Here is a 12,997-nt window from a genome sequence, read left to right on the forward strand (position 1 = left end):
TCCTCAAGCAAGATGGGATCAAAACCGCGCAGGTGCAAGCGACGGGTTAGTTGTGCCATGGCTGATTTTGTAGTGTTACGCAGCGACGTGCGGCGATTTCCCTCGCGTAAGCCTATTCAGCCGCAACGCCGTCGGTGAATTGCAGGCGCGCAAGACGGGCATAAAGACCATCCTGATCCACCAGATCCTCGTGGGTGCCCTGCGCCACGATCTGCCCTGCTTCCATAACCACAATCCGGTCCGCCTTTTTCACCGTCGCAAGACGGTGGGCCACGATCAACGTGGTGCGCCCTGCCCGCATCTGGTCTACGGCGCCCTGTACAGCCCGTTCGCTTTCGGCATCCAGCGCCGAGGTCGCCTCGTCCAGCAACAAAACCGGCGCGTCGCGCAGAATGGCGCGGGCGATGGCAATCCGCTGTTTCTGACCACCCGACAGCATCACGCCGCGTTCACCGACAAAGCTGTCATACCCTTCGGGCAGCTTCGAGATGAACTCATGCGCAGCCGCGGCGCGCGCGGCAGCTTCGACCTCGGCATCGGTGGCGTCCAGACGTCCAAATCGAATGTTTTCGCGGGCCGACGCCGCAAAGATGATCGGGTCCTGCGGCACCAACGCCATGTGCTGGCGGAAATCTGACCGGTCCAGGTTGCGCAGGTCAACGCCATCCAGACTGACATGGCCACTGTCGGGATCGTAGAACCGCTGGATCATCTGGATGACCGTCGTTTTACCGGCACCGGACGGACCGACAAAGGCGACAGTTTCACCCGGTTTGATCGACAGGCTCAGGTGGTCCAACGCGACGACATCAGGCCGGGCCGGGTAGTGGAAGGTGACATTGTCGAACCGAATTTCACCGCGCACTGGCGACGGCAACGATGCCGCTTTTGCCGGGTCGGTTACCGTGTCCTCGGCATTCAACAGTTCGACCAAACGTTCTGTTGCGCCGGCTGCGCGTTGCAATTCGCTCCAGATCTCGGACAAGGCGGCGACCGAACCGGCCATGATGATCGAATAGATCACGAATTGGATCAGGACACCTTCGGTCATGACGCCATTTCGCACATCATTTGCACCCATCCAGAGCACGCCGACGATCCCGGAAAAAACCAAGAAGATCACGATCACTGTCAGCACGGCACGGGTCTGAATTCGCCGCAGCGAGACGATGTACGAGGTCTCGGTCATATCGCCGAACTGCTTGCGGCTGGCCTGTTCATGGGTAAAGGCCTGAACGGTCTGTACCGCACCCAGGGCTTCGCCCGCGTTTCCGGACGAGGCAGCGATCCAATCCTGGTTTTCTCGACTGATCACCCGCAGGCGGCGGCCCAGAACCAGGATCGGCACAACCACGACCGGGATCAGCAAAAGCACCATCCCAGTCAGCTTGGCCGAGGTCAGCAACATCAGAACCAGCCCACCGACGAACATGAGCAAATTGCGCAGCGCAATCGAAACTGACGACCCCAGAACCGACTGAATCAGTGTAGTATCAGTCGTAATCCGGCTGAGCACTTCGCCGGTCATGATCCGTTCATAAAACTCAGGGCTCATCCCGATCACGCGGTCGAACACAGCCTTGCGGATGTCGGCGACGACGCGCTCTCCCAGCCGGGTGACAAGGGCATAGCGAATCCCCGTTCCCACCGCCAAAACGGCAGCGATGACCAGAGCTGCGAGGAAGTACCAATCCAGCAGTTCACCATCTTCGATGCGAAAGTTATCGACCACACGGCGCACGGCCAGCGGCAAAGTCAGCGTCATGCTGGCCGTCAAAACAAGCGCCAAGGTCGCGCCGACCATCAGCATGCGGTAGGGCTTCATAAACGGCCAAAGAGAAGACAGAACGCCGATTTTCCGCGATCCCGCACGCTCTTCCGTCGCGCCGGGTGCAGGTTTGCCCTTGGAGTTGGCTGAGGCAGAGTTCGCCATATTCGGCCCTTACGTCGTGTTCGCACTAAAGTTCCCGCTTCTTGGCGACCGTCGCCAGTGGGGTCAAGAACCACAATATACACCCCTTACAAAAAGGGCCATTTGACGCAGAATTTGGAGGGCTGATTTGGAGCGGGCGGCGGGAATCGAACCCGCTTCATCAGCTTGGAAGGCTGAGGTAATAGCCAGTATACGACGCCCGCTCAGCGTTGGCTGGTTTATGCGATGCGTCAGATGCCGTCAAGCGCCGTTCGAATGCAGATTTCAATTTCATCGACGCACAGGTTTGGAGCAGTCACGCTGATTTTCGCGTGCACGCACTGCCCTGCGCCGATCAAATCACCGACCTGCGACCGAATGGCGCTCTAACCGTGCCCTTCAAACTTAAATCCGCGTCGACGCCTTGATTTTCAACCCAAAAACACTGAGCAATTTTGTACGCGCGCAACCCGTCCTAAATCCTTCATGCAACCGTTACGAACCTGTCACAATGACTCCCTAAGTCGCGTTCATCTACCTCACTCAGACAGCCAGGAGCTATCCATGAAAGACGTTGATTCGACCAACCTGTCCGCCGACGATTGGGACGAGCTGCACTTCCCGCGCCCCGAGGAAAACGACTTTGATCGCGTTGTTGAAAGCGCAATCTCCCGCCGTGGTTTCCTGGGCGGCGTTCTGGCGTTTGGGTCGGGCGCTGCCGTGATGGGCACCGGTTTGCTCAGCTCGACTTCGGCCCAGGCGGCAGAAGCGTCACGCTTTGCCTTCAAGCCGATCGCCGCACAAACCGACGGTACCGTGCATGTGCCTGAAGGGTATGAATGGAAGGTCATGACCCGCTGGGGCGACCCGCTGTTCTCGGACGCGGACGGCTATGACATCACCGAGGGTGGCCCGGTCGAAAAATCGGACCGTATCTTTGGTGAAAACACCGACGGCATGGAAACATTCTCGTTCCAGGGTCACGAGCTGATCGCGATCAATCACGAGTATCCGAACCGCAAGATCAACATGCCGGCTGCTCAGGAAGGTGTTCCTGCCAGCGCTGATGACGTTCTGAAACTGCAAAATATTCAGGGCGTTACCGTGATGGAAATCACCGAAGGCCCCGAGGGCTGGTCGGTTGTCAAAGACAGCCCGTTTAACCGCCGCATCCACCACAACACTCCGATGAAGATCGTCGGCCCCGCCGCGGGTCACGACCTGCTGAAGACCGAGGCCGACCCGACCGGTACCGCGTCTCTGGGCACTATGAACAACTGTGGTGCGGGTAAAACGCCTTGGGGCACCTATCTGACCTGCGAAGAAAACTTTAACGGCTACTTCGGCTCGTCGGACGAAAACGCCAGCTACGAGCAAGCGGTTGCGGATGGCTTCAAGCGCTACGGCGTCAAAGCCGAAAGCTGGAACGGGTACGAGCTGTTCGATCCGCGTTTCGACACGTCGAAAAACCCCAACGAACCGCACCGCGCAGGCTGGATCGTAGAAATCGACCCGACCAAGCCGGACAGCACGCCTGTCAAGCACACCGGTCTGGGCCGCTTCAAGCACGAGAATGCCGAGGTGACCCTGGCCGCTGATGGCCGCGTGGTTGTCTACATGGGCGACGACGAGCGGGGCGAGTATCTGTACAAGTTCGTCTCGAACGGCACCTATCAGCCGGGCGGCGAAACCGAGAGCCTGTTGAATGATGGCACGCTTTATGTCGCAAAGTTCAACGACGACGCCACTGGCGAATGGCTGGCTCTGACCCCGGAAACCACCGGCATGGAACAAGCCGAGATTTCGATCTTCACCCGTATGGCGGCCTCCAAGGTCGGCGGCACCACCATGGACCGTCCCGAGTGGGTGGCCTCCAGCCCGGTTGCGGTCGAAGCCTATTGCTGCCTGACCAACAACAAGAACCGCGGCGTAAAGCCGAATGCCGGTGGTGACGACACCTCGGTCAACGGTCCGAACCCGCGTGAGGCCAACAAGTACGGCCAGATCGTGCGCTGGCGTCCGGCCAATGACGACCACGCAGCCGAAGGGTTCGACTGGGACCTGTACGTCATGGCAGGCAATCCGACCGTACATTCGGACGCCCGCGCCGGATCGGCGAATGTGAACGAGGGCAACCTGTTCAACTCGCCCGACGGCATGGTGATCGACTCGACCGGTCTGATCTGGATCCAGACAGATGGCGATGACGACAACGAGGAAGATTTTGCAGGGAACGGAAACAACCAGATGCTGGTTGGTGATCCGATCACCGGCGAGATCGCGCGCTTCATGACCGGCCCGAACGGCTGTGAAGTCACTGGACTGGCCTGGTCCAGCGACCTGCGTACAATGTTTGTCGGCATCCAACACCCGGGCAGCAACTGGCCCGATGGTGGTACGCCGCGTTCATCGGTGATCGCGATCAAGCGCGCCGATAACGGTCTGATCGGCTAAACCGCACCAATTTAGAACGCCCCCCTACCTGTCTGGGTTCGGGGGCGTTTTTCTTTTCAGATTTCCTCACCGGGCAAAGCCAATGGTCCGCCCTTAGCCATCAAATGGCGCTCGGATAACCATGGGTTCAACTCCAAGGCCTGCGTCAGCGCCTCACGCGCTTCGTCAATGCGTTGCAGCCCCAGCAAAGTCAGTGCGCGACCACTGATTGCTGCGACATGGTTGGGCGAAAGTTCGATGGCCTTGTCCAGGTCAGGAAGCGCCGATTGGAAATCCTGCCGCAGGTAATGTGCAAAGGCTCGTTGGTTGTATCCTTCGGCATAGGTCGGGCAATAGGCGATCAGCTTGTCAAAATCCTCGATCGCGCCCAACAGGTCCCAAGCGTTTCGACGCGTCATTCCCCGATCCAGCACTGCCTGAGCCTGCGCGTCCGGGGCATCTGTCCAGAACTCCCACAATTGACCAGACAGGGCGCGCGCGTCCTGCTCGGAATTGGCTGATTGGATTTGTGCCAAAACGGCAGACACATCAGCAGTATGGTCAGGCGATACGGGGCAGTCCTGTGCGTGGGCCGAAAACGCGGTCAGCGCACAAAAGACAGAGGTATAAGCTAAGCGTTTCATATTCCAATGGTGACCCGCGCAAGGCGTTCGTCAACCTATCGTATCCAAGGCACCAGACACCCCGGTTTCCTTCACAGCCTCCATCGCCACGAAGGTCGAGGTGCTGGCGACATGCGGCAGGGATGAAATCTTTTCGGCCAGCACCGCACGATATTCCGACATCGAGCCGGTGCGGATTTTCAGGAGGTAGTCAAAATTCGAAGCAATCATATGGGCTTGCTCGATTTCAGGAACTTTGCGCACGGCAGCGTTGAACTCGGCCAGCGCTTTCTCACGCGTGTCAGTCAGCCGGACCTCGACAAAGGCCACGTGATCCAGCCCAAGGCGAATGGGGTCCAGCATGGCGCGATACCCGGTAATGATCCCATCGGCCTCAAGACGCTTTACCCGCGCCTGCGTCGGGGATTTTGACAGCCCGATACGCCGGGCAAGATCAGCGACAGGGATGCGACCATCCTCGGCCAGAATCGTGAGAATTGACTTGTCGAACCGGTCTAACCCCGGAAAGTCATTTTGCATCGTTTTCGCCCCAAAATTCAGGCTATCCGCCCATTCGGCCTTCAAATTAAGTCCATCGGCCTAAAAAATCGACACTATATTACACAAAAGACCGGAGGATTCATGTCACACAGCCTGCGCACCCATATTGATGGCCAAACATATGCAGATCAGTCTGCCGTCCTTGACGCACTGATCCAGCAAGCCGACCTGAGTGGTTCCGATCGCGCCGCAATCTGCGCGGTCGCGGCGCAATTGGTGCGCGATATCCGGTCTAGCACCTCGCCAGGCATGATGGAGGTCTTTCTGGCCGAATACGGACTGTCCACCGACGAGGGCGTCGCGCTGATGTGTTTGGCCGAAGCGCTGCTGCGGGTTCCCGATGCCGACACGATCGACGCGCTGATCGAAGACAAAATCGCGCCGTCCGACTGGGGAAAACACCTTGGGCAATCGTCGTCATCTTTGGTTAACGCATCCACATGGGCGCTGATGCTGACTGGCAAGGTGCTGGACGAAGACAAGGCATCTCCGGTCGGTGTCTTGCGTGGTGCCATCAAGCGATTGGGCGAACCGGTGATCCGCACCGCCGTTGGGCGCGCGATGAAAGAAATGGGTCGACAGTTCGTGCTTGGCGAAACGATTCAGTCCGCCATGGATCGCGCCAGCGGGATGGAGGCCAAGGGATACACCTATTCCTATGACATGCTGGGCGAAGCCGCCCGGACCGAAGCGGATGCCGCGCGCTATCATCTTTCCTACTCGCGGGCGATTGCGGCCATTGCCGAGGCCTGCACTCACGACGATATCCGGGCCAACCCGGGGATTTCCGTCAAGCTGTCGGCACTGCATCCCCGCTATGAATTGGCTCAGGAAGACCGTGTGATGGACGAGCTGGTCCCACGGCTGCGCGCTCTGGCCCTACTGGCAAAAGCGGCAGGTATGGGCCTGAACGTGGACGCCGAAGAGGCCGACCGCCTCTCGCTGTCCCTGCAAGTGATCGAGGCAGTTATGGCCGAGCCAGCTCTGACCGGCTGGGACGGATTGGGCATTGTGGTTCAGGCCTACGGGCCGCGCGCCGGGGTCGTTTTGGATACGCTGTACGAAATGGCCGAGCGCCATGATCGCAAACTGATGGTTCGGCTGGTGAAAGGTGCCTATTGGGATACCGAGATCAAGCGCGCCCAGGTCGAAGGCGTCGATGGGTTCCCCGTGTTCACTCGAAAGGCCGCGACAGATATCTCGTACATCGCCAATGCCCGCAAACTGCTGGGCATGACGGACCGGATTTATCCCCAATTCGCCACGCATAATGCACATACCGTCAGTGCGATCCTGAATATGGCGGATGACCAGCCATACGAATTCCAACGCCTACACGGGATGGGCGAGACCCTGCATCAACTGGTCAAAAACCAAAACAACACGCGCTGCCGCATTTATGCTCCGGTCGGGGCACATCGGGATCTGCTAGCCTATCTGGTGCGGCGATTGCTCGAGAACGGGGCGAACTCGTCCTTTGTGAACCAAATCGTGGACGAGACTGTTCCGCCAGAGGAGGTAGCGGCGGATCCGTTTTTGACTCTGGAAGAAACGTCTCAGCCCCTGCCAACCGGGCCGGACCTGTTCCAGCCGGAAAGGAAGAACTCCAAAGGGTTCGATTTGCACCACACCCCGACGCTGGACAGAATCGATGCCGCGCGGGATGCGTTCCGGGCGCACCATTGGTATGCTCAGCCGCTGCTGCCCGGGGACGCAAACCCTGAACAGGATCAAGCCGTTACCAACCCTGCGCAACCGCAGGACCGTCCTGGCGCTGTCGCCCCGGCCAGTGCCGCAGACGTGGAGCTTGCGCTGGCGTCTGCCTCTCCATGGCAAGCCCCACCGGCAGATCGGTCTCGTATCCTGAACGCGGCCGCCGACCTGTACGAAGCACACTACGGTGAGCTTTTTGCATTGCTGGCACGCGAGGCAGGAAAATCTGTTCCCGACGCGGTGGCTGAGTTGCGCGAGGCAGTCGATTTTCTGCGCTATTACGCGGCGAATATTCCCGAGGCCGAACCGGCAGGTATCTTCACCTGTATCAGCCCGTGGAACTTTCCGCTGGCGATCTTCACCGGGCAGATTTCGGCTGCACTGGCCACAGGAAACGCGGTTCTAGCCAAGCCTGCACCACAAACACCCCTGATCGCACACCGGGCCGTCCAACTCTTGCATGAGGCTGGTGTCCCCCGCGACGCGCTGCAGTTGCTGCCCGGGGGGCCCGGGGTCGGTGCCGCGCTGACGTCAGACCCACGCGTCGCGGGCGTGGCCTTCACCGGATCCACCGCGACCGCAATGAAAATCCGCGCAGCCATGGCCGACAACATGCGCCCCGGCACGCCGTTGCTCGCCGAGACCGGCGGCTTGAACGCGATGATCGTGGACAGCACTGCCCTGCCCGAACAAGCCGTTCAGTCGATCATTGAAAGTGCGTTTCAGTCAGCTGGGCAACGCTGCTCAGCCTTGCGCTGTCTCTATGTGCAAGAGGACATCGCTGATGACCTGCTGACCATGCTGACCGGCGCGATGGAGGCTCTGCAACTGGGCGACCCGTGGTCGATATCGACCGATTGCGGCCCGGTCATCGACGAGGCCGCGCGGCAAGGCATCGCGGGTCACATCGCAAAGGCACGGGCCGAGGGGCGCGTTCTGAAAGAACTGCCCACACCGCCCGACGGGACGTTCATTGCACCGACCCTGATCGAAATTCCCGGAATCTTGGCGTTGGAGCGTGAGATTTTCGGGCCGGTTCTGCACGTCGTGCGGTTCAAAGCCTCTGACATTGATCGAGTTATCGCGGACATCAACGCAACCGGGTACGGGCTGACCTTTGGCCTGCACACACGGATCGACGACCGTGTTCAGCACATCACCGAAGCCGTGCACGCTGGCAATATCTACGTCAATCGCAACCAGATCGGCGCGATTGTGGGGTCTCAACCCTTTGGGGGCGAGGGTCTGTCAGGCACCGGCCCCAAGGCGGGCGGACCGAACTACATGACCCGATTCTGTGCGCCTAACCGTCAGCAGGTCGATGCGCAATGGGACCACACCATGAGCGAATTGCCGGATCCCCAGGGTACGCCCGCACCAGTGCAGACCAAATCTCTTCCCGGCCCAACTGGGGAATCTAACCGGTTAAGCGAGGTCCCGCGTGACCCGCTATTGTGCATGGGTCCCGGCCCGGACGCGGCCCGCGCGCAAGCCCAAGCAGTCGCGGCCCTGGGCGGCACCGCCATTCAGGCAACCGGCAAACTGGATATGCACCGGCTTGAGAACGTGGCCGGAATCTCGGGCGTTCTTTGGTGGGGAGACGAAAATACTGCGCGGGAAATCGAACACCATCTGGCCCGCCGCTCTGGTCCGATCCTGCCTCTGATCCCCGGCCTGCCCGACCGCGCCCGAGTACTGGGCGAACGCCACGTCTGTGTCGATACCACGGCCGCAGGCGGTAACGCCGCTTTGTTGGGTGGTGCGGCGTAAGCATACCTTGACGCTGGGCCGGGAAAAGCCCAGCGTCCCCCCATGTTTCCGATCCGTGACCATAACCCTTCCGGGCGCACACCTTACGTCGTCTATTTGTTGATGGCGGCCAATATCCTGATTTTTCTCAGCTATGTGGGGATCATGCATGATGCCCGGCTGATCAATCAGCTATATTACGACTATGCCGTTATCCCCGCGCGCATTACCGACGGGTTCGCGTTCGATACGCTGGTCACCTCGATGTTCCTGCATGGCGGCTGGATGCATATGGCCGGAAACATGCTGTTCCTCTGGATCTTCGGCGACAACCTTGAAGATGAGATGGGGCACCTGCCCTTTCTGCTGTTTTACCTCGTGGCCGGAGTGGGTGCGGGCCTGATCCACGTCATGACTGCGCCGGAATCGGTTGTGCCGACGATTGGCGCCTCTGGCGCGATTGCCGGCGTCATGGGCGGCTACCTGTTGCTGTTTCCCAAAGCTCGCGTTGATATTCTGCTGATCCTGATCGTCTATTTCCGCATTTTCACGATCCCGGCTTTTGTCATGCTGGGGCTTTGGCTGGCTATCCAGTTTTTTGGAAGTCTGGCCAGCAACCCGGACGAAGGGGGGGTCGCCTATTGGGCCCACACCGGTGGTTTCTTCGTTGGGATGATCTTGTGCATCCCACTTTGGCTGCGGCGCGGCGGCCCCGGGTATTGGAGCCGTACACACGGCCATCCGCCGCATCCTGAGAAAAAATACAAACTGTCACAGTCCCGTATTCCACGGATCCCCCGCAGGTAAGCCGCACTCAACGGGTCGGGCTATGACCTCCGCTGAGCTGCGTGATTTCAAGCGCCGCCGCCAGGACCATCTCACCAAGCTCTGGCGCACGATCCGCACCGAACCGTGCTGTCGGGCCCGAGACGGAAATCCCCGCGCACGGCTCGCCCCGGTCGTTGAAGATCGCAGCACCAATGCAGGACATGCCCTCGTACCGTTCTTCGCTGTCATGCGACCAACCGCGTGCGCGTGTCTCGGCCAGGTCCTTCTCTAGTTCCTCACCGGGTATGAGCGTACTTGCCGTAAACGCAACCGGATTCGCGGTGCCGAGCGTTTTGGTCAACCTCGCTTCACTTAACGCCGCAAGGATCGCTTTACCGGTGCCAGAGGCATACATCGGTGTTCGCGCGCCCGGCGGGAAAAAAGCGCGGATTGGATTTGGTGTCTCGACCTGCCCGACAAAAACCACCTCTGCCCCGTCTGGAACGGCGAGGTTGGCGGTTTCGCCGCTATCCTGCATCAAACGCCGCAGGATTGGTCGGCCGATCTCAATGACGCTGTTACGGCGCAGAAAGGACGCGCCCGTCCGGTACGCCTCGATCCCGATCATCCATTCCTGACGCTCGTCGTCGAAGGAAACAAAGCCATGCTTCTGTAAGGTCATCAGTATGCGGTGCGTGGTGGCTGTCGGCACATCAACCTCGCGCGCCAGATCGCTCAGCGCTGCGCGTTCTAGCCGAGCCACCGTAGTCAATACACCCAGCGCCCGGTCCAGCGACTGCATGGTCCCGGCCGAGCTTTCCTTGAACAGCGACTTGGGCCTGCCGCGCGGTCTTTTCTGAGTGTCCATCCCTGGTTTCGTCCTCTTTGCGCCGGATTTTTTCTGAACCGTCAATTTTTGCGATTCAAAAATGAAAAACGGAAAACTTCACAAAAACAGTATCTTGTTTATTTAATCGCAAAAATGAAAATATTTTTCAAGAAAATTGCGCTGAGCGCGGTTTTCCCGGACACTTGTCTCCAAAGCGGAGGAACAAGCGATGTCCAACCAAAACCCGGTTTTCATTCCCGGCCCAACCAACATCCCGGATCGGTTGCGTCTGGCCATGCAGGTTCAGACGCAGGATCACCGCGCGCCAGATTTCGTTGAAACTTTTGCGCCGGTTCTGGAGGACACCAAGAAAGTGTTCGGGACGACCACCGGTCAGATCGTGACCTTCCCCGCCAGCGGCACCGGCGGGTGGGAGGCAGCGGTGACCAACACGCTCAGCCCCGGCGACAAGGTTCTGGTCGCGCGTTACGGGGTGTTCAGCCACCGTTGGATCGACCTGTGTCAACGGCACGGGCTGGACGTTCAGATCATCGACTGCGATTGGGGGACCGGTGCGCCAGCGGATCGGTTTCAGACCGCACTGGCCGATGATACCGCCCACGAAATCCGCGCCGTTCTGGTCACGCATAACGAAACCGCAACCGGAGTGCGCTCGGACATTGCCGCCGTTCGGCAAGCGATGGACGCTGAAAATCACCCCGCGATGCTGTTTGTCGACTGCGTCAGTTCATTGGCTTCGATGCCGTTCACGTTCGATGAATGGGGCGTCGATATCGCCGTGTCGGGATCGCAGAAAGGATTCATGCTGGCCACCGGCATGGCGATCCTGTGCGTCAGCCCCAAGGCGATAGAGGCCATGAAAAGCGCCAAACTGCCCCGTACCTTTTTCGACTTCGACGACATGATGGCCGCCAATGCGTCGGGCGGGTTCCCCTATACCCCGCCTTTGCAGTTGATCTATGGCATGCGCGAGAGCCTCAAGATGCTGTTCGAAGAGGGGCTCGACAACGTCTACGCCCGCCATTTTCGACTGGCCGAAGGTGTACGCCGCGCGGTGGATGCCTGGGGGCTGAAACTGGTCGCCCAATCGTCTGATCTGTATTCTGAAACTGTCAGCGCGATCTATGTGCCCGAAGGGTTCGACAGTAACGCCCTGACTGACCACGCATTCAACGCTTATGGCGTGTCCTTTGGCATCGGTTTGGACCAGTTGAACGGAAGGGCGTTTCGCATCGGACATCTGGGCAGTCTGACGGATGTGATGGTCCTGTCGGGCCTCAGCGCGATCGAGATGGCGATGGCCGATCTGAACTATCCAATCACGCTGGGCAGTGGAGTTGCCGCCGCGCAGGACTATTACCGTGCCGGCCCGTCTGATCACGCCAAAGCAGCAGCCTGAGGAGGATGACAATGTTGGATCAAATCCCCGCCGCGGACCTGACAATTGCGGACGTGCGCGCCGCACATGAACGGATCAAGCCTCACATCCGGCGCACGCCTGTCATGGTGTCCGACCATCTGAACGACCTGAGCGGCGCGCAACTGTTCTTCAAATGCGAGAACTTTCAGGAGGCCGGAGCCTTCAAGGTGCGCGGTGCCAGCAATGCCGTGTTCGGGCTTAGCGAGGACATGGCAGAGAAAGGCGTTTGCACACATTCCAGCGGCAATCACGCGTTGTCGCTGTCTTACGCCGCCGGACGGCGCGGCATCCCGTGCAACGTGGTCATGCCTCGCACGGCTCCGCAAGCCAAGAAAGATGCCGTGCGCCGCTATGGCGGCACGATCACCGAATGCGAGCCTTCGACCTCATCCCGCGAGGCGACATTCGCCGATGTTCAGGCCAGAACGGGTGGCGAGTTTGTGCATCCCTACAACGACCCACGCGTCATTGCCGGTCAGGCGACATGCTCGGCTGAATTGCTGGAGCAGACGGATGGGCTGGATGTGGTCATCGCCCCGATCGGCGGCGGCGGCATGGTCTCGGGCACCTGCCTGACGGTTTCGAACCTGTCCCCGTCGACAGCTATCTACGCGGCCGAACCGGAACAGGCGGATGACGCTTGTCGTTCGTTCAAAGCTGGCCACATCATCGCGGATGACGCGCCCAAAACTATCGCTGACGGATTGCTGGTGCCGCTGAAGGAAAACACCTGGCACTTCGTGTCCAACAACGTGACCGACATCTTCACCGCCTCTGACGATGAGATCATCGACGCCATGAAGCTGACCTGGAAATACCTGCGCGTCGTGATGGAACCGTCTTCGGCAGTACCGCTCGCGACCATTCTCAAAAACCCGGACGTTTTCCGCGGCAAGCGCGTCGGCGTAATCGTGACCGGCGGCAATGTGGATCTGGACAAACTGCCCTGGCTGAAAGGGTAAGGAGGA

Annotated in this window: 9 protein-coding genes and 1 tRNA gene; 5 read left to right on the forward strand and 5 right to left on the reverse strand. The window is 59.6% G+C overall.

The annotated features are described in order from the left end of the window. Nucleotides 1-112: 112 nt before the first annotated feature. Together J7416_RS14795 and J7416_RS14800 are read right to left on the reverse strand one after the other, a co-directional pair. Complete coding sequence (locus J7416_RS14795) at nucleotides 113-1,933, reverse strand: ABC transporter transmembrane domain-containing protein (RefSeq protein WP_209225860.1); 1,821 nt, start codon at nucleotides 1,931-1,933, stop codon at nucleotides 113-115. Between the two features lie 128 nt (nucleotides 1,934-2,061). Then, a tRNA-Gly gene (locus tag J7416_RS14800) sits at nucleotides 2,062-2,136 on the reverse strand. Between the two features lie 340 nt (nucleotides 2,137-2,476). Here J7416_RS14800 and J7416_RS14805 point away from each other — a divergent pair. Further along, on the forward strand, nucleotides 2,477-4,366 hold the full coding sequence (locus tag J7416_RS14805) for a PhoX family phosphatase (protein ID WP_209225862.1): 1,890 nt from the start codon (nucleotides 2,477-2,479) through the stop codon (nucleotides 4,364-4,366). Between the two features lie 56 nt (nucleotides 4,367-4,422). Here J7416_RS14805 and J7416_RS14810 read toward each other — a convergent pair whose 3' ends face one another. Then, the gene (locus tag J7416_RS14810; protein ID WP_209225864.1) at nucleotides 4,423-4,989 is read right to left on the reverse strand and encodes a tetratricopeptide repeat protein; all 567 of its coding nucleotides are present in this window, start codon (nucleotides 4,987-4,989) and stop codon (nucleotides 4,423-4,425) included. Nucleotides 4,990-5,019: 30 nt separating this feature from the next. After that, complete coding sequence (locus J7416_RS14815) at nucleotides 5,020-5,508, reverse strand: Lrp/AsnC ligand binding domain-containing protein (protein ID WP_209225866.1); 489 nt, start codon at nucleotides 5,506-5,508, stop codon at nucleotides 5,020-5,022. Nucleotides 5,509-5,610: 102 nt separating this feature from the next. Here J7416_RS14815 and putA point away from each other — a divergent pair, with 102 nt between their 5' ends. Beyond that, the gene (gene putA / locus J7416_RS14820) at nucleotides 5,611-9,012 is read left to right on the forward strand and encodes a bifunctional proline dehydrogenase/L-glutamate gamma-semialdehyde dehydrogenase PutA (RefSeq protein ID WP_209225868.1); all 3,402 of its coding nucleotides are present in this window, start codon (nucleotides 5,611-5,613) and stop codon (nucleotides 9,010-9,012) included. Between the two features lie 42 nt (nucleotides 9,013-9,054). After that, on the forward strand, nucleotides 9,055-9,798 hold the full coding sequence (locus J7416_RS14825) for a rhomboid family intramembrane serine protease (RefSeq protein ID WP_209225869.1): 744 nt from the start codon (nucleotides 9,055-9,057) through the stop codon (nucleotides 9,796-9,798). Nucleotides 9,799-9,805: 7 nt separating this feature from the next. Here J7416_RS14825 and J7416_RS14830 read toward each other — a convergent pair whose 3' ends face one another. Then, nucleotides 9,806-10,627: an IclR family transcriptional regulator gene (locus tag J7416_RS14830; RefSeq protein ID WP_209225871.1), complete on the reverse strand. Its 822-nt coding sequence runs from the start codon at nucleotides 10,625-10,627 to the stop codon at nucleotides 9,806-9,808. Nucleotides 10,628-10,817: 190 nt separating this feature from the next. On the opposite strand from J7416_RS14830, the gene bhcA reads away from it, so the two are divergent. Both bhcA and bhcB read left to right on the forward strand, forming a co-directional pair. Beyond that, nucleotides 10,818-12,008, forward strand: coding sequence for an L-aspartate--glyoxylate aminotransferase BhcA (gene bhcA / locus J7416_RS14835; protein WP_209225873.1), 1,191 nt, complete (start codon nucleotides 10,818-10,820; stop codon nucleotides 12,006-12,008). An 11-nt stretch (nucleotides 12,009-12,019) separates the two neighbouring features. After that, nucleotides 12,020-12,991, forward strand: coding sequence for a beta-hydroxyaspartate dehydratase BhcB (gene bhcB / locus J7416_RS14840; protein WP_209225875.1), 972 nt, complete (start codon nucleotides 12,020-12,022; stop codon nucleotides 12,989-12,991). Nucleotides 12,992-12,997: the final 6 nt, after the last annotated feature.

It is taken from the genome of Ruegeria sp. R14_0 (genome assembly GCF_017743975.1).
In the GTDB taxonomy this organism is placed as follows: Bacteria; Pseudomonadota; Alphaproteobacteria; order Rhodobacterales; family Rhodobacteraceae; genus Ruegeria.

Coding starts and splice junctions, on each gene's coding strand:
- J7416_RS14825 (WP_209225869.1), top strand. CDS start 9,055: ATGTTTCCGATCCGTGACCATAACCCTTCCGGGCGCACACCTTACGTC.
- bhcB (WP_209225875.1), top strand. CDS start 12,020: ATGTTGGATCAAATCCCCGCCGCGGACCTGACAATTGCGGACGTGCGC.
- J7416_RS14810 (WP_209225864.1), bottom strand. CDS start 4,989: ATGAAACGCTTAGCTTATACCTCTGTCTTTTGTGCGCTGACCGCGTTT.
- J7416_RS14795 (WP_209225860.1), bottom strand. CDS start 1,933: ATGGCGAACTCTGCCTCAGCCAACTCCAAGGGCAAACCTGCACCCGGC.
- putA (WP_209225868.1), top strand. CDS start 5,611: ATGTCACACAGCCTGCGCACCCATATTGATGGCCAAACATATGCAGAT.
- J7416_RS14815 (WP_209225866.1), bottom strand. CDS start 5,508: ATGCAAAATGACTTTCCGGGGTTAGACCGGTTCGACAAGTCAATTCTC.
- bhcA (WP_209225873.1), top strand. CDS start 10,818: ATGTCCAACCAAAACCCGGTTTTCATTCCCGGCCCAACCAACATCCCG.
- J7416_RS14830 (WP_209225871.1), bottom strand. CDS start 10,627: ATGGACACTCAGAAAAGACCGCGCGGCAGGCCCAAGTCGCTGTTCAAG.
- J7416_RS14805 (WP_209225862.1), top strand. CDS start 2,477: ATGAAAGACGTTGATTCGACCAACCTGTCCGCCGACGATTGGGACGAG.